At 65.9% G+C, this 17834-nt stretch carries 13 protein-coding genes; 7 read left to right on the plus strand and 6 right to left on the minus strand.

Annotated features, from left to right (window positions below):
- From dnaA to P73_RS00035, 7 genes are all read left to right on the plus strand, one after another.
- The gene (gene dnaA, locus P73_RS00005; protein ID WP_043867910.1) at positions 1-1380 is read left to right on the plus strand and encodes a chromosomal replication initiator protein DnaA; all 1380 of its coding nucleotides are present in this window, start codon (positions 1-3) and stop codon (positions 1378-1380) included.
- A 181-nt stretch (positions 1381-1561) separates the two neighbouring features.
- Entirely contained in the window at positions 1562-2680 is a 1119-nt protein-coding gene (dnaN, locus tag P73_RS00010) for a DNA polymerase III subunit beta (protein WP_043867911.1), read from the plus strand.
- 34 nt (positions 2681-2714) lie between these two features.
- Positions 2715-3824, plus strand: a complete 1110-nt coding sequence (gene recF, locus P73_RS00015; RefSeq protein WP_043867912.1) for a DNA replication/repair protein RecF — start codon at positions 2715-2717, stop codon at positions 3822-3824.
- On the plus strand, positions 3821-4441 hold the full coding sequence (locus P73_RS00020) for a LysE family translocator (protein ID WP_043867913.1): 621 nt from the start codon (positions 3821-3823) through the stop codon (positions 4439-4441). Before recF ends, P73_RS00020 begins: the two co-directional genes overlap by 4 nt.
- Before the next feature lie 89 nt (positions 4442-4530).
- On the plus strand, positions 4531-6966 hold the full coding sequence (gyrB, locus tag P73_RS00025; protein WP_043867914.1) for a DNA topoisomerase (ATP-hydrolyzing) subunit B: 2436 nt from the start codon (positions 4531-4533) through the stop codon (positions 6964-6966).
- Between the two features lie 46 nt (positions 6967-7012).
- The gene (locus tag P73_RS00030) at positions 7013-7924 is read left to right on the plus strand and encodes a glycosyltransferase (protein WP_052452956.1); all 912 of its coding nucleotides are present in this window, start codon (positions 7013-7015) and stop codon (positions 7922-7924) included.
- 16 nt (positions 7925-7940) lie between these two features.
- Positions 7941-9062, plus strand: a complete 1122-nt coding sequence (locus tag P73_RS00035) for a glycosyltransferase (protein WP_043867915.1) — start codon at positions 7941-7943, stop codon at positions 9060-9062.
- An 18-nt stretch (positions 9063-9080) separates the two neighbouring features.
- On the opposite strand, the gene P73_RS24670 is transcribed toward P73_RS00035, so the two are convergent.
- The 6 genes from P73_RS24670 to P73_RS00070 form a co-directional block, all read right to left on the minus strand.
- Positions 9081-9844, minus strand: a protein-coding gene (locus tag P73_RS24670) for an IS5 family transposase (protein ID WP_144401199.1) whose coding sequence is annotated in 2 segments (ribosomal slippage) — positions 9081-9514 and positions 9514-9844 — 765 coding nt in all. Because the reading frame shifts where the segments join, the coding sequence is not laid out codon by codon here.
- Between the two features lie 73 nt (positions 9845-9917).
- The gene (locus P73_RS00050) at positions 9918-12626 is read right to left on the minus strand and encodes a calcium-binding protein (RefSeq protein ID WP_043867917.1); all 2709 of its coding nucleotides are present in this window, start codon (positions 12624-12626) and stop codon (positions 9918-9920) included.
- 94 nt (positions 12627-12720) lie between these two features.
- The gene (locus tag P73_RS24200) at positions 12721-13728 is read right to left on the minus strand and encodes a hypothetical protein (RefSeq protein ID WP_052452957.1); all 1008 of its coding nucleotides are present in this window, start codon (positions 13726-13728) and stop codon (positions 12721-12723) included.
- 5 nt (positions 13729-13733) lie between these two features.
- Positions 13734-14735 carry a hypothetical protein gene (locus P73_RS00060; protein WP_043867918.1) on the minus strand — a complete coding sequence of 334 codons (1002 nt, stop codon included), beginning with the start codon at positions 14733-14735 and terminating at the stop codon, positions 13734-13736.
- A complete protein-coding gene (locus P73_RS00065; RefSeq protein WP_043867919.1) occupies positions 14736-16961 on the minus strand; it encodes a glycoside hydrolase family 99-like domain-containing protein in 2226 nt (741 codons plus the stop codon). It abuts the gene before it with no gap.
- A 41-nt stretch (positions 16962-17002) separates the two neighbouring features.
- Entirely contained in the window at positions 17003-17818 is an 816-nt protein-coding gene (locus tag P73_RS00070; RefSeq protein ID WP_052452958.1) for an ABC transporter permease, read from the minus strand.
- Positions 17819-17834 lie beyond the last annotated feature (16 nt).

A 17834-nucleotide genomic window follows, 5' to 3' on the forward strand; every position in this document is an offset into this window, starting at 1 on the left:
ATGAACAACGATACGTGGGGACGTGTGAAAGACAGGTTGCTCGAGTCCGTGGGGCCGAACAATTTTGCCAACTGGATCGAGCCGCTCGAGTTGAAACGGGTGGATAACGGGGTCGCTGAATTTTCCGTTCGGACCAATTTCATGGCCAACTGGGTGGCCCGCAATTTCTCCGACACGATTCTCACGCATCTGAAGGGCGCCGACGTCCCGGCCTCGCGGGTTGAATTCAGGGTCGAGCCGCATTCCGGCTCCTCCGCTCCCGTCGCCACCGCACCGAAGTCGGCACAGCCCGTTGACGCCACGCCGGAGGTCCCCGGCGCCGCACCGGCGGGCGAGGATCTTCCCGGCGCGCCGCTCGACCCGCGCTTCACCTTCGACAACTTCGTGGTCGGAAAACCCAACGAACTGGCCCACGCCGCCGCGCGCCGCGTCGCGGAGGGCGGGCCCGTCACCTTCAACCCGCTGTTTCTCTATGGCGGCGTCGGCCTCGGCAAGACCCACCTGATGCACGCGATCGCCCACGAGATCCGCCAGCGCCGTCCCGAACTGCGGGTGCTTTATCTGTCGGCCGAACAGTTCATGTACCGCTTCGTCCAGGCGCTGCGCGACCGCCAGATGATCGACTTCAAGCAGATCTTCCGCTCCGTTGACGTGCTCATGGTGGACGACGTGCAGTTCATCGCGGGCAAGGATTCGACGCAGGAGGAATTCTTTCACACGTTCAACGCGCTCGTCGACCAGGGCAAGCAGATCATCATCTCCGCCGACCGTGCGCCGGGCGAAATCAAGGATATGGAGGACCGCATCCGCTCCCGCCTGCAATGCGGCCTCGTGGTCGATCTGCACCCGACGGATTACGAGCTGCGCCTCGGCGTGCTCCAGACCAAGGCGGAGACTTACCGCGCCCAATATCCCGACCTCCGCTTTGCGGAAGGCGTGCTCGAATTCCTCGCACATCGCATCTCCACCAACGTGCGCGTGCTCGAGGGCGCGCTCATGCGCCTGTTCGCCTTCGCCTCGCTCGTCGGGCGCGAGATCACGCTCGATCTGACGCAGGAATGCCTGTCCGACATCCTCAAGCAGTCCGACCGCAAGGTCACGGTGGAGGAAATCCAGCGCAAGGTTGCCGAACATTATGCGATCCGCCTCTCCGACATGATCGGCCCGAAGCGTGTGCGCTCCATCGCGCGGCCGCGCCAGGTGGCGATGTATCTCGCCAAGCAGCTCACATCGCGATCTCTGCCCGAGATCGGGCGCCGCTTCGGCGGACGCGACCATACGACCGTGATGCACGGCGTGCGGCGGATCGAGGAACTGAAGGGGACCGACAGCCAGATCGCCGACGACATAGAACTGCTGCGCCGCGCGCTCGAGGCGTGACGGGCGCCGCAGGCAACGTGAGTCCCAATCGCTGCACCACCGGGACAAAAGCCCTCGGCGGTGCGCGCCTCTCTTGACGACCGCGCCGGTTGCCAACACAGTCCGGGAACAAAGAATTCTTGCGCCTGGCGGCGGATCGTCTACGGTCGTCGCCCCGGCCTAGGAGAGACACGAGGGTGGTATGAAAATCAGCATCGAACGCGGCACGCTTCTCAAAGCCGTTGGTCAGGCACAATCCGTGGTCGAGCGCCGCAACACCATACCGATCCTCGCCAATGTGCTGATCGAGGCGGAGGGCGACACCGTCTCCTTCCGTGCCACAGACCTGGATATCGAGGTCGTCGACAAATGTTCGGCCATGGTCGAACGGGCCGGGGCGACCACCGTGTCCGCCGTGACGCTCCACGAGATCGTGCGCAAGCTGCCCGACGGGGCCATGGTCCAGCTCACCGACGACAGCGCGACGGGACGCCTGACGGTCGAGGCGGGCCGGTCGAACTTCTCCCTTGCTACGCTGCCCAAGGAAGATTTCCCGGTGATGGCCTCGGCGGAGTACGACAGCAATTTCGCCGTACCCGCGCCGGTGCTGCGCCGCCTGTTCGACAAGTCGAAATTCGCGATTTCGACGGAGGAGACGCGCTATTACCTCAACGGCGTCTACATGCATGTTGCGGAGGGCGAAAACGGCCGCGTGCTGCGTTGCGTGGCGACCGACGGCCACCGGCTCGCACGGATCGACGCCGCCCTGCCGCCCGAGGCGGATGACATGCCGGGCGTGATCGTCCCGCGCAAGACGGTGGGCGAGCTGCGCAAGCTGCTCGATGACGACGAGATGCAGATCGCGGTCTCCGTGTCCGAGGCGAAGGTGCGCTTCGCCACCCCCGAGATCACGCTTACCTCGAAAGTGATCGACGGCACCTTCCCCGATTACACGCGCGTCATCCCGATGGGCAATTCGCGCAAGCTCGAAGTCGACGCCGCCGAATTCGCGAAGGCCGTGGACCGCGTGGCCACGGTCTCTTCCGAGCGCTCCCGCGCGGTGAAGCTGACGCTCGAGGACGACAGGCTGACGCTTTCCGTGAACGCGCCCGACAGCGGCGCCGCGGAGGAGGAGCTTGCGGTTGCCTATAGCGATGAACGCCTGGAGATCGGGTTCAACGCGAAATACCTCCTGGAGATCGCCTCGCAGGTCGATCGCGAGAACGCCGTCTTCCTGTTCAACTCCTCCGGCGATCCGACGCTGATGCGCGAGGGCAACGACACCTCCGCAGTCTATGTCGTGATGCCGATGCGGGTGTGAGTATTTCCGGCAGCAAAAAGATCAGAGCGGCGTGATGGGCAGGCTGTTCCTCGAAGAACTGAGCCTGTCGCATTTCCGCTCCCACAAGGCCGCGCGTCTCGAGCTGGACGGGCGGCCTGTGGCCATCTGGGGGCCGAACGGGGCGGGAAAGACCAATATCCTCGAGGCTGTTTCGCTCCTCTCGCCGGGCCGCGGGCTGCGCCGCGCCGCGCCGGACGAGATCGCGCGTAAGCCGGAAAATCTCGGCTGGAAGATCCGCGCGGACCTCATATCCCTGCATCAGCGCCACGAACTCGAAACCTGGGCCGAGCCCGGCCAGTCGCGCTCCGTGCGCATCGATGGCAAGGTGGCGCCACAGGTCGCGCTGGGCCGGATCGCCCGCGTGGTCTGGCTCGTGCCCTCGATGGACCGGCTCTGGATCGAGGGGGCGGAGGGGCGCCGGCGCTTTCTCGACCGGATGGTGATGAGCTTTGAGCCGACCCATGCCGAGGCGGTTCTGGCCTATGAAAAGGCGATGCGGGAGCGCAACAGGCTGTTGAAGGACATGGTGCGCGACGCGCATTGGTATGATGCGCTCGAGGCCCAGATGGCCGGGCACGCCGCGGCGATCATGGCGAACCGGCTTTCCGCGCTCGACCGGCTCGAGCGGGCTCAGGCGGGGGCAGAGACCGCATTTCCCGCCGCGGCCCTCGCGCTGCGGTCTTCAGACGACATGCCCCTGCCGGAGGGGGAGGTGGATCTCATTGCGGCCCTGCGCGACACCCGGCCGCGCGACCTTGCCGCCGGGCGCACCCTCGTCGGGCCGCACCGCGCCGATCTCGGGGCGGTCTATACCACCAAAGGCGTGCCCGCCGACCAATGTTCGACGGGCGAGCAAAAGGCGCTCCTGATCTCGCTCATCCTTGCCAACGGCCGCGCGCTGGCCGAGGATTTCGGCGCAGCGCCGATTTACCTCCTCGACGAGGTGGCCGCTCATCTTGACGCGGACCGCCGCGCCGCGCTCTATGACGAGATCTGCGCCCTTGGCGCACAGGCGTTCATGACCGGCACCGGGCCGGAACTCTTCGCCGAACTGGGTGCGCGCGCCGCCTCATACGAAGTGCACGAGGACCAGGGTGTCTCGAGTGTCAGGGAGTACAGATGACCATCACCGCCGTCGATCTCGGGCTCTACGCCTTTGCGCTCCTGATCCTCTTCATTACCCCCGGCCCGGTCTGGCTCGCCATGCTCGCACGCGCGCTGTCCGGCGGGTTCAACGCCGCCTGGCCGCTCGCGCTCGGCGTGGTGATCGGGGACGTGCTCTGGTCGCTGCTCGCGATCCTCGGCGTCTCCTGGATCGTGTCGGAATTCACCGGATTCCTGACCTTTCTGCGCTGGGTTGCCGTGGCGATGTTCCTCGCGATGGGGATCCTGCTCATCCGCCACGCCGACAAGAAGATCGCCGCAGACAGCCGGCTCACCCGGCCCGGCATGTGGGCGGGGTTCGTCGCCGGACTCGTCGCGATCCTCGGCAATCCGAAGGCGATCCTGTTCTACATGGGGTTCCTGCCCGGCTTCTTCGATCTCTCGACGCTTGGCGTGCCGGATATCCTCGCGATCTGTACCGTGTCCGCGCTGATCCCGCTCCTCGGGAACCTGATCCTCGGCGCCTCGGTGGGCGGACTGCGGCGGATCATGTCCTCGCCGCAGGCGCTGAGGCGCATGAACGTCTCTGCCGGCAGCCTGCTCATCCTCGTTGCCCTCATCATCCCGTTCACGTAGCCGCGCGCGCCGCAAAATCTTGTGTCGCGGACGTGACATCCGCCCCTTGCTCGCGTATAAAAAGCGCAACGAAAAACAAGGAATTCCGCATGTCCGATCCTGCGCAGCAGCCCTCCGAATACGGCGCCAGTTCCATCAAGGTTCTCAAGGGCTTGGAAGCCGTCCGGAAACGTCCCGGCATGTATATCGGCGATACCGACGACGGCTCCGGCCTGCACCATATGGTCTATGAGGTCGTGGACAACGGCATCGACGAGGCACTGGCCGGTCACGCGGACTTCGTCTCCGTGAAAATCCACGCCGACAACTCCGTCTCGGTGCGCGACAACGGGCGCGGAATTCCGACCGATATCCACGAGGAGGAGGGGGTTTCCGCGGCCGAGGTCATCATGACCCAGCTCCATGCGGGCGGCAAGTTCGACCAGAACTCCTACAAGGTCTCGGGCGGCCTCCACGGCGTCGGTGTCTCGGTCGTGAACGCGCTGTCCGAATGGCTCGAGCTCACGATCTGGCGCAACGGCAAGGTGCACAAGGCGAAGTTCGTCAGGGGCGAGACGGCGGAGCATCTGGCGGTCGTCGGCGACGCGGGCGATGAGACCGGCACCGAAGTGCGCTTTCTCGCCTCCGCGAAGACGAGCGATCCAGAGGGCACCTTTTCCAACCTCGACTATTCCTTCGAGACGCTGGAGAAGCGCCTGCGCGAGCTCGCCTTCCTCAATTCCGGCGTGCGCATCATCCTCGAGGACGAACGCCCGGCGGAGCCTCTGCGCACCGAACTGTTCTACGAAGGCGGGGTCAAGGAATTCGTCAAGTATCTCGACCGCTCCAAGAGCCCGATGATACCCGAGCCGATCTTCGTCTCCGGCGAACGCGACGGGATCGGGGTCGAGGTCGCGATGTGGTGGAACGACAGCTATCATGAGAACGTCCTGCCCTTCACCAACAACATCCCGCAGCGCGATGGCGGCACCCATCTCGCGGGCTTTCGTGGCGCGCTGACGCGGACGCTTACGAAATACGCGATGGAAAGCGGGATCGCGAAGAAGGAGAAGGTCAGCTTCACCGGCGATGACGCGCGCGAGGGCCTGACCTGCGTGCTGTCCGTGAAGGTGCCCGATCCGAAATTCTCCTCGCAGACGAAGGACAAGCTCGTCTCCTCCGAGGTGCGCCCGGCGGTCGAGAACCTCGTCGGCGAGAAGCTCACCGAATGGATGGACGAGAACCCGAACGAAGCGCGGATGATCGTGGGCAAGATCGTGGAAGCCGCGCTTGCACGCGAGGCGGCGCGCAAAGCCCGTGAACTGACCCGGCGGAAGACCGCGATGGACGTGAACTTCCTTGCCGGCAAGCTGAAGGATTGTTCGGAGAAAGACCCGTCCCAGACCGAAGTCTTCCTTGTGGAGGGCGACTCCGCCGGCGGCTCCGCGCAGACCGGACGCGACCGGCGCACGCAGGCGATCCTGCCGCTGCGCGGGAAGATCCTCAACGTGGAACGCGCGCGGTTCGACCGGATGCTCTCGTCCCAGGAGATCGGCAATCTCGTCATGGCGCTCGGCACCGGGATCGGGCGCGACGAGTTCAATCTCGACAAGCTGCGCTACCACAAGATCGTCATCATGACCGACGCCGACGTGGACGGCGCGCATATCCGCACGCTCCTGCTGACGTTCTTCTTCCGCCAGATGCCGCAACTGATCGAGGCGGGCCATCTCTTCATCGCCCAGCCGCCGCTCTACAAGGTCTCGCGCGGCAAGTCCGAGGTCTATCTGAAAGACCAGGCCGCGCTGGAGGATTACCTCATCCAGCAGGGAGTCGAAGGTGCGGTGCTGCGGCTGAAAACCGGCGAGGAAATCGCCGGGCAGGATCTGGCCCGCGTGGTCGAGGGCGCGCGCGCCTTCAAGCGCATTCTCGAGCATTTCCCGACGCATTACCCGCGTCACATCGTCGAACAGGCGGCGCTGGCCGGTGCCTTCGAGCCGGGTCGGGCCGATGCCGATCTCGCGGGCGTCGCCGAGGCCGTGGCGCGGCGTCTCGACATGATCGCGCTCGAATACGAACGCGGCTGGACCGGGCGTCCGACCCAGGATGCCGGCATCCGCCTGACCCGCGTGCTGCGCGGTGTGGAGGAGGTCCGCACACTCGACGGCGCGATCCTGCGCGGAGGCGAGGCGCGGCGCATCCATCAGGAGGTCGCGGCCACCCAGGGCGTCTATCACGACCCCTCCAGGCTGGTACGCAAGGACCGCGAGACGCTGATCCACGGGCCGAGCGAGCTTTTGAAGGCGATCCTCGACGAGGGGGAAAAGGGCCTCGCGCTGCAACGGTACAAGGGTCTCGGGGAGATGAACCCCGATCAGCTCTGGGAAACCACGCTCGATCCGGAGGCGCGCACGCTCCTCCAGGTGAAGATCGAGGATTTCCAAGAGGCGGACGATATCTTTACCAAGCTCATGGGCGACGTCGTCGAACCGCGCCGCGAATTCATCCAGGACAATGCGCTGAACGTGGAGAACCTGGACGCGTGACAGGGGCGGTCCGGGGGGACGGCCAGGCAGGGACGGGGAGGCGAGAGTGAAGGTCGGGATCGTCCTGGGACTGCACGCTCCCTTTCCTTACATCGCCGCCCAGATCGCCTCCATCCGGAACCAGAGCCACGGCGACTGGATGCTCCTGCTCCGGGACGACGGCCCGCCCGCGCCGGAGACCGGGAGGCTTCGGAAAGAGATCGGGGGTGATGCCCGGATCGTCTACAGATCCGTCCGGTCCGCCGGATTCGTGTCCAATTTCCTTTCCGGGCTGTGCGACCTTCCCGATGATTGCGATGCGGCCGCCCTGTCGGATCAGGATGACATCTGGCACCCGACCAAGCTTGCACGCGCGGTGCGCGCCCTCTCTGACGCGCCGGACGGTCCCGCGCTCTATTGCGCACGCCGCAACATCCTCACCGCGGGAGGTGTCACCGCCGTGTCGCGGCTCTACCGCCACCCGCCCTCTTTCGCGAATGCGCTGGTTGAGAATATCGCGCCGGGCAACACGATCGTGATGAACCGCGCGGCGCTCCGCCTCGCACGGGAGACCGCCGATTTGGGGAGGGATGTCTTCGCCCATGACTGGTGGCTCTACCAGTTGATCACCGGGGTTGGCGGCACCGTCCTGCACGATCCCGTTCCGGTTCTCGACTATCGCCAGCACGAGGCCAACCTGCTCGGCGCGGGCGAGCGCGGTGGACGCTGGTTCGGCAACCGGCTGCGCGTTCTGGGCGGTGCCTATCGTGAGCGACTCGATCGGCATTGCGCCGCCCTCGCATGTCTTGAAGAGCGGCTGACGCCGGAGAACCGCGCGCTTCTGGCAGCGTTCGAAAGCGCCCGCGGCCGGCGTGGCGCTCCGGAGCGGGTTCTGGCGATGGTGCGTCTGCCCGTCCGGCGACAGGGCATGCTGTCGCAGATCGGCTTCCTGTCGGCCGTGGGGCTGAACCGTGTCTGAGCGTCCGAAAATCCTCATGATCGGCGGCTCTGGGCAGCCCTCCGGCGTACCGGCCTTCATCCTCGGCATGGTCGAGGCGCTCGGGCCGGAGGTCGAATGCGTCGTGGTTTCCGAGGCGGATCGCGGCGGATATTCCCGCCTGCCCGCCCTTGGCGTGCGTCATGTGGCGCTGGAGGGGCTGGCGAGCTCGTTCAACCCGCTGACCTACGGCAAGGCGCGCCGCAACCTGGCGCGGACCATCGCCGACGAACGCCCCGATCTGGTCTGGGCGCATGCGCGTGCGGCCGTGCATCTGTGCCGCGAACTGTTTTCCGGTACGCCCCCGGTGCAAACACGTCTTGCGGTCAGCCTGCACGGCCTGCCCTTCGACCCCGGACACCGCCGGATGCTCCGCCTGCTGTCCCTGCGTGTCGAGGCGCGCCATCTGCGCCACACGCAGCCGCATCACATCCACCTCCTGACGGAGGGGGACGCGGCGCTCTACCGTCGGATGCTCGGCCGGGTGACGGAGCGCCACGCGTTGCACATCCTCGGCACCACCTCCCACCGTCGCCTCGCGCCCGCCCCGGCGCCGCGCCCCGCTTCGGGGACGCCGCTGCGGCTGATCATGACGACGCGTCCGGGATATCAGAAGAACCTCGTGGCCGCCGCACATCTGGTGGCTGCGTTGCGCGTCCCCTGGCGGCTGGATCTCTACGGCAGCGGTACGGACTCGCCCCGGCTGGTTCGCGCCTTCCGGCGAGTCCTGGGTGCCTCGATCTCCTCCGTCGGCTTCCATGGTGCGGTGTCCGACGTCGGAGCGGCGCTCGACCGAGCGGATCTCTACCTCTCCACCTCGCGCTACGAAGGGATGTCCATCGGCGTGCATGAGGCTTTCCAGGCGGGTCTGCCCCTTGCGTTGAGCGACATCCACGGCAACCGCATCTTTCTTGCGACCCATCCCTTCGCGACCGCCCTGCCGGCCGGGCGGCCCCAAGAGGCGGCGCGTCGGATCGAAAACCTCTGGGCCCCTCTGCGGGAATTTCCCGATCACCGGGCAGAGGCGGGCCGGGCCTGGCACAGGCATTTCGCTCCCGAGCAATGGACGAGCCGCGCGCACAACATGCTGCGCGCGATGCTGTCCGATCCGCTTCCGTAAAGACCGCCGTCGAGCCGGCTAGGGCGCGGACTCAATTGATCGCAACCAGATCCTTGTTGAGGCGAGGGCGACTGCTGCGAGGAAGTTGACCGCATGCTTTTCGAAGCGTGTGGCGATGCGGCGAAACTGTTTGATTTTGCAGAAGTATCGTTCAACGAGATTGCGGCGGCGGTAGAGATCGGGCGGGACGCTGCGTTGCAGGCGGACGCGGCTCTGGGTCGGGATATGTGCTTCGCCACCCCGCGCCGCCACGCGCTTTACCAAGGCCAGGCTGTCGTATCCTCGGTCTGCGACGACGATGCCGGGGGGCAGGTCGTCCAAGAGCAACGGAGCCACCGTCTTGTCGGAGGCCTGTCCGGCCGTAATGTGCAGCCGGACCGGCAAGCCGTCCTGATCGACCACGGCGTGGATCTTGGTGCTCAGTCCGCCACGAGAACGGCCGATGGCGTGAGCCTCGCCCCCTTTTTTCCACCTGCGGCGTGCTGATGGGCGCGGACGATGGAACTGTCGATCAACTGCAGCGACTGCGGCGATCGTTGTGCCAGTTCCTCGAACACTTTCAGCCAGATACCGCGCTTGGCCCAGCGGTTGAACCGGTTGTAGACGGTCGTGTATGGGCCATATCGCTCCGGCAGATCGCGCCAAGGTGCGCCAGTCCGCAGCACGTGAAATATCCCGTTCACCACCCGCCGGTCATCAACCCGACGCTTGCCCTTGCCAGGCTTCGGAATGAGCGGCTCCACCAGTTGCCACTCCTCGTCGCTCAGATCGTACCGCGCCATGAAACCCTCCCGCTTTTGGCAGAAGTGAATCACAACACCCTACAAACGGAAATCCACTTATTGAGTACGTGCCCTAGTCGAACACGATGAGCATGCTGTCGGCGAGGCCGCCGAGATCCCTCACGCCTTCGAGAATGATGATGTCGCCGTTGCCGAAATCGATCAGAGTCCTGCCGGCGCCGACCGCCGCGTAGCGGGCGACGATCTGGTCCGGCGTCGTGACCCCGTCGAGCAGCTGCGCCTCGATGAAGAGTCGGTCCTCGCCGGGCGTGAAATCCGCCACGCGATCCGTCTCCATCCCCTTCCGGAATACGAAGATATCGGCCCCGCCCCCGCCGACGAGATAATCCTGTCCCGCGCCCCCGGTGAGCCGGTCTGGGCCATTGCCTCCGTTGAGGACGTCGTTTCCATCGTCCCCAAGGAGCGTGTCCGCGCCGCCGCCCCCGATCAGGCGATCGTTCCCCTGGTTGCCCGCGAGAACGCTGTTGCCCTTGCCATCCATGAGGAAGTCATCACCCGGCCCGGCGATCAGCCAGCCCACGCCCTCCTCGTTGATGAGCGTATCGTCGCCGTCTTCGCCCATGAGCCGGTCATTCCCGCTCTCCCCGTAGAGGAAATCCCTTCCGTATCCGCCGTTCAGGACGTCATTGCCCGGCCCGCCATACACTATGTCGTTTCCCCGGCTGGCCACCACGACATCGTCCCCGGCTCCGGCATAGATCACGTCGTTGCCGAGACGCGTGTAGAGATGGTTGTCCCCGTCATCGCCATAGACGATATCGTTTCCGTCCCCGCTGGTCAGGTTCTCGATGCTGATATAGCGGTCGCCGGCGGCGCCCTCGCCGACATTCTCGGCGGGAGTCGCGAGGTTCAGCACGAGATCCGTCGTGAACTCCTCATAGCTCGCCGTGTCGATACCCGATCCTCCGTCGAGAACATCCGCGCCCATGCCGCCGAACAGGATGTCGTCTCCGGCGCCGCCCGCCAGCACGTCGTCGCCACTGTAGCCTTTGAGGATGTTGTTCGCTTGATCGCCCCGGATCGTGTCGTCAAGGGTCGTACCGATCACGTTCTCGACCGAGACCAGCCGGTGTCCCGCCGCCGCACCGGCATTCAGTGCCTGGTTTTCCAGGTTGATCACCACCGCTGTCGTCGCGAGGCTGTAATCCACCGTATCCAACCCCTCGCCGCCGTCCATGTGGTCGTTGCCGCGCGTCGAGATAAAGATGTCGTCGCCCCCGTGACCATAGAGGAAATCGGCCGAAGCCGTGCCCTGGAGCCGGTCGTGGCCCGCGCCGCCCTCCGTGATCTGGCGTCCGGCACCTGCGTGTCTCGGTTCGAGTGTGACATGGTCGGCATTGAACAGGAGCGCGTCGACAAAGGCGGCGGCCGGAACCTGCATCCCGTCATGTGTCGTGACATGCAGCTCTTCGTCGCCGAGGGTCAGGACAAACCCCTCGGCCGTCATCTCGATCCCGACGCTGGCCACTGTTCCGCTCAACGGATAGTGGGACAGGTCGATGCGGTCCTGCCGGTAGTCGAAATCCGAAATACGGTCCGTCTTTCCGTCCGGTCGGAGTTGAAACAGATCCGCGCCGCTGCCGCCGACGAGGACGTCCACGCCGGGTCCGTCGACGAGAATGTCGTTACCACCCCCGGCCTGCACCGTACCGCCGCCCGCGGTCGCGAAGATCACGTCCGCCCTTGCCGTTCCGGTGCCGCCGGTCGACACCTGCCCCTGATCGTGCAGATCCACGGCCAGCCGGGTCAACCCCGTGTCGCCCGTCGATATCGCAATCAGGTCCAGACCGGTTTCCGTCTCGACGAAATTCAGGTGGGAGACGTTTCGGAGCGCCGTCTGGTCCGTGTCTATGAAGCTGTCCCACACCACCAGAGAGCCGTCAGGAAGGATCTTGAACAGGGTGACGCCGCCATCGTTGCCTGCTGCGGCGAGGTAGGAGGTTCCGGCATAGGTGATGGCGTCGAGTGCCGCCGCGCCGCCGAAGCGCGTGTGCAGGGAATCGTTCACCTGATCGCGCGCGAGGAGTTCGCCCTCCTCGGTCAGCTCGAGCACGGTGACGGACCCGCTGTCCGCGGCGGCGAGAAAGACGAACGCGCGGCCCTCGATGGTGAGCGTCGCCATGGCCGTGGGCGTCGCGACCGGCAGGCCGTCTGCCGCGCCATAGCTGTCGGTCACGCGCAGGCGGCCGTCGTCGGAAACGTCCATCGCCGTCAGCCCGTGCTCCGTCGCGGAGGCCGCGACGACATAGGTCTTTCCGCCCGTGTCGACCGCGCAAATCGCGCTGATCCGGTCGAGATGCAGATCCACCCCGTCTTCGACATGTACGGGCGCGCCCGGCCTTCCGTCCCCGTCGAGCGCGAAGACCGACAGCCCAGAGCCCGCGGAGAGGGCCGCGGCCACATAGGTCGTCCCGCCCACCTCGAAGGTGCAGATCTCCGCCCGGTTCGCGTGAGAGGGCGATAGGTTCAACTGCACGCTTTGCGATCCGCCCGCCGAACCCTCGGAAAGCGTCAGGATCGCCGCGTCGGAAAGCACATGATCCGAGCCGCCGATCGGCAGGATCGCGGCGTTGCCGTCCGCCATGTTTCCCGCGGAGAAGACAAGCGGCGATCCCTCCCGGATCGTGCCTGTCGCATATGTCCCCGACGCGGCATCGTAAAGCCGGATCGTGCCGTCGGCGGAGCAGACCACCGTCGTCACCTGGCTGAGAAAAACCGCATCCTCCGCAAAGATCGTCTCGATCACCGACAAGGCGCCCATGCCACCCTCCTGTATCCCACACAGGCAGGATGGCGTCAGGGATTTAACGATCCTTTCATCAAATCGGGCGAGATCGCGGCAAGATCCTCCAATTTTATCGGACAGGCGGCGGTTTCGCCCGATAGAGGGCGCGGGCGATGTCGAGCGCGACCGGTGCTGCGACATGGTGCGGTGTCACCAGCTCCTCCGTCTCGACCGGATCGGGGGAGAGCGCGAAGTCCGGCTGGACCGCGCGGATCCGCTGTGCCAGCGCGGCATTCCGACCGGCGAAGCCCTCCCGGATGGCCGCGATCTGGGACAGGGTGAGCGCCGACCGCGGTCGGGCGCCGAAGTGATCTGCGAGCACCCGCTCCACGGTGTCGATGAGCCGCGGTGTCGCGGGTCCCGGTCGCGCAATCCGTGCAGCGAGCGCATGGGCCAGGGGCGGTGGCGAGCTGTTGCGATCGCCGGGCGGAGGCGCCTCGAGCCCGTCGCACAGCCCGTCCAGCCCGGCCGCCGCGAGGATTGCCGCGAGCACCCCGCCCGGATGGCGACGGGCGCTCCGATAGTCGAGGAAGGTGATCCGTTCCGGGGCAAAGCCCCGCGTCACCTGATCGAGAACCAGCCCGTGATCGACGGGAACGCCGGAAGCCAGCCCTTCCGCGATGGCATGATCGACGAAATTCGCGAGATTGGGCATGCGACCGGATTTCACCACCTGCTGCCAGACGGACTGGATCAACCCGACCTGGTCGCGGACGACATAGACCAGCCGGACCGAGGCGAAGGGCCTGACCATCTCTGCAAGCTCCGCGAAATCGACCCGCGCCGGAGCCAGCCGACTGAACGGCTCTCCCGACAGGATCAGCGTGCCCTCCCGATCGGCATATCCGGTCACGACCCGGTGCCACAGCGCGTCGATGCCGCCCGCCCCGGCCAGGCAGCGCGCGAAAGCCGGATCGGGGATCCATTTCGCCGTCAGCACGTGATGCGCCGGATTCGGACCGAGATCGGGATAGAACACCCCCGCCTCCGCCAGCCGTGCCCGGTTGCGAAACAGCGTCCGCTGGACATAGGTGGTCCCGGTCTTGTGCGCGCCGATATGCAGGAGAAGATGGGCCATGGAGTTCACTCCCTTTGCTGGTCCGCCACAAGATGTCGCGCGAGCGTCATGAATAGGGCGGCGTCCATCTCCTCGCGCGTGACGCGGCCGGCGAGCGCCGCGCTGATCTCCGGCATGCGGAACCGCGGCTGCACCGGGCGCACAGTCCTCTCGAGCGCCCGGTTGAGCGGTTCGTAATGCGCCGCGATCCGCGCGATCTCCGCCTCGGTGAAAAGTGTCGTGCGCCGTGCCGGCCCGAACCGGCCCTCGACGGAGAGGCGCGCCGCGCGCAGCAGCCATGGCGGCGCCTTGCGCTCCGTCGCGACGAGATTGGCGCAGAGCGTCGCGAGCGGTTCCGGCGACATGTTGGAATTCTGCGCGCCGAAGGGCAGGAGGTCCGCGGGATCGACCCCCTGCGCGACCTCCTCCAGAACCGCGCCGAGGATGCCATGCGCATGGCCGCATGCCCGTTCGTAGCTCAGCAGGCGGATTTCCCCCGGATCGAAACCGCTGTAGAGATGCTTCAGGAGGCGGCGATAATCGGTGAACAGCCCCTCGACCAGATCGTTTTCCAGCGTTCTGGCGAGATAGGGTTCGATCGGGCCGGGATTGCGGTCCTCCGAGACCTGCTGGTACACGGACTGGATGAAGGCCGCCTGATTACGCAGGACGCAAATCACCCGCACCTCGTCGAAATGCGACACCATCCTGCGCAGATGCGCCATGTCGACGCGATGCGGAGCCCAGCGGGAAAATTCCTCCGAACTGACGAAGATCGTATCGCTTTCCCGGATCTTCCGGTCCGGGCAATGCTGCAACCTTGCCCAGGCGCGGGCCGGGTCCCGATAGGCGTAGGTCCGGTTCAGCGGAATCCAGGCGGAGGCGAGTCCGTGATGCCCCCGTTGCGCCCCGATCGCGGGATAAAGGAGACCGTGGCGGCGCAGCAGGCGGCGGTTCTTGTGAAACGTGTCCTGGATATGCGTCGTCGCGGTCTTGTGCGTGCCGATATGGAGGATGAGGCGGGGCATTCAGGAGCCGGCGCTTTCCGGCGCCGCGCAGAATTCCGCCAGCACCTCGAGAGCCGATGATCCATATTGCTGGCACGGCTCCAGCATCGCCTTTTCCGCCCACTCGTTCCAGGCGTTGATCCAGAGCTCGCCTCGGTAGGATCGCGTCAGGCGGGTCCGCGAGAGCGCGCTCAGCCAGGCCCGGAAGGTGCCGGGATTCGCGCCGTAGGCGATATGGGCCGCTGTCCCGCGGCGGGCGGTGTTGTCCCAGGACGGCATGACCCCGGCGATCGTGTTCCGTGGCAGCGCCTTCATGTAATCCGCGGAGACCGAGCGCCGCGCGACACTCGTATAATCATAGGCGAGCCCCCGGAAACCGGGCGTCACCGCGGCGTGCATCCGGTTGCCGCCGGGACCGCCGCAGAGATAGGCCTCGCGCCCGACCAGCCCGTGCGGCGGCATTTCGACCCAGAAGTCGAACAGCCCCTCGGGCACCGGGCTTTCCCCTTCCACGTGGAACAGCACCGCGCCGAGTTCCACCTCACCGAGACCCTCCTCGCGCCAGGTTCGGCGCATCTCCTCCACGGCTGCCTCCGGCCGGGGCATGTCGTCCGGCCTGTAGATCACGAACCGCGGCCGCGTCCCGTCGACCCGCTGGTATCGCGGATCGTGCATGTATCTGGCCACGTCGCGGGCGCAGGCGGCGGCAAAGCCTGGCGCATAGCTCTGCGGCATCAGCACTTCGCCGCTCAGCCCGTCCCAGTTGCGCCGCCAGCTCTCGTTTGCCCAGCACAGGTAGAAGGGAAAGTCGATCTCCGGGCGTTCGAGGAGCCGGTCGAGCGGCTGTTCGAGCAATCTGCGGCCGTCAAACCAGTAATGGTAGACGCAGAACGCGTCGATGCCGGCAGAGGCCGCCATCCTGGCCTGTTCCGCCATCACCTCGGTCACGCGCAGGTCGTAGAAACCCAGGTCGGTCGGCAGGACCGGCTGCCTGTGGCCGCGAAAGTTGGGCCTGCCGCGTGCCACACCGCTCCATTCGGTAAATCCCTTCCCCCACCACAGATCGTTTTCCGCAACCGGGTGGAATTGCGGCAGGTAGAAGGCAGTGACGAAAGCGGGACGTGGCGGGGGCGGGGCGATCTCCTGCGTGTCGAGTTCGCTCGCCTGGAGAATGCTCAGCCCGGCGGCCCGGCACATGTATCCCAGCGCCCGCTCGACCGCATGCGCGGTGGTCCCGTCGAGCTGTTGCGCCTCCGGCTCGAAATCCGCGGGGCCGAGTTCGAGTCCCTTGAGAAGGCGGAGCACGGTCGGCTTGAGCCAGTAGATCGAACCGGCGGGAAAGGCGAGGGTCCGGACGTCCATGGGCACCTCGATCCGGTCGAGCAGGGATCTCGTCCGTTCGACATTGGAGCCCCACCATTGCGCGCCGCCGAAGCGTTGCCCGTCCGCGACCCAGAAGCCGGTGTCCATGGCCCGCACGAACCGCTCGAGACGCCGCCGCGTCCGAACAGGATCGCCGAGGATACCGGAAATCAGGGCCTGCCGCCATGTGTCGCCGTCGACGCGGTGGGGGCTCTTCTTCGTATGCAGCTTGCAGATCGCCTCGTATCCGTCGAGCAGCCCGGCATTCGCGAAATGCAGGAACGGATAGATGTCGCGGCCGTGATTGGGCACCGCATGCACCGTCGCCTCAGGAAACCGCGCCAGCACGAGATCGCGGGGATCGGTCTCGTGAGATTTGAGTTTCACATAGGAGACGAAGAGATCGAAGGCGAATCGCTGGCGGGCGAGATGGGCGGCGATTTCCTCCCACATCTCGATGTAGAAAAGATGCACCACGACCGCGAAACGCGCCTTTGGCCGTTCGGGATCGACACGCAGGACCGGAAACTCCGCCCCGGCTTCGATCTCCGCGGAGGCCAGGTCGCAGGTCACGCGGCATTCGTGCCGGCCCGACCGGATGTAATGTCGGAACGGCCGCTCCCGCGCCCGTGCGACGTCCGGATTGTGCTTGAGATAGGCCGCCGGGGAGAAGGCCCCGTTCGGCCGCAGCCCCAGCGGCTCCCCGTAGATCACGTAATGCCGCTCCGGGTCCATCTTGTAGAGCCTGTGCAGCCTCGGGAGTGTCCCGGTGTAGAAGGCGCGGTCGAAAAGCCCGCTGGCGCGCAACTCGCGGGCATAGGCGCGTTCTTCGGAGGTTGCGATCACGAAGCGAAGGGCGTTTTTCATCCGTTGGGCGGGTCTCATGGAAAGCCGGTCTCCTGAAATATGGGCTGCCGCGTCCTGATTCAGCGCAGCAGCAGGCTCTTGTAGTTTCGGCTCAGAAGCAGGAAGCCGAGCACGCCCAGCCCCAGGGACAGGAACAGGACGAAGCCCGGCAGGGCCGCGGGCGCGTCATAGGTGGCGTAGATGCCCGTGCGGAACACGGCGACGATGCTGCACAGCGGGTTGAACATGAGGAGGCTCCGGACCTGTTCCGGAAGGCTCTCCGGCAGGAAGATCACGCCGGAGACGATCAGGAGCGGGCGCGTCAGGATCGACCAGAGGGTTTCCCAGATTGGCGCGGCGAGAAACAGGTAGCAGTTCACGACGCCCACCGCACAGCCAAAGGCGACCGCCATCGCCATGCCGAGCATCAGGCCGGACCAGTCGAGGATGAGCGGGATGTCCCAGATGCTGACGATCATGACGAGGACCAGAACGGTGACGAGCCCCTGGGTGACCAGATTGAGCACGAGCCGGGCCGCCAGCGCATCCACGAAGGAGATCGCCGGATAGTGCAGCAGCGGGCGGGAGAACCGGACCGCCCGCGCCAGGTCGTTCGAGATCGCGAGGAAGACGGAAAACGGCAGGAAGCCCGTGGCATGGAAGAGCGGAAAGCTGGTGCCGAGGGCCGGGTGGCGCGCGATCATGGAGAAGACCAGCGTCAGGAAACCGATCGCGGCGATCGGTTCGGCCACGGTCCAGAGATAGCCGCCGAAGACCCGCGAATACCGGGTTTCGACCTCCCGTAGGATCAGCGCGACAACGGTGCGCAGGAAGCGGGTGCCATGGGGCGCGGGTCTCTGCGGGAGCCGTATTCCGATCGGCGCATTCTGCGACATCGGTTCTTTCCTTTCG

Origin of the sequence: Celeribacter indicus (assembly GCF_000819565.1) — a bacterium.
GTDB classification, from domain to species: Bacteria; Pseudomonadota; Alphaproteobacteria; order Rhodobacterales; family Rhodobacteraceae; genus Celeribacter; species Celeribacter indicus.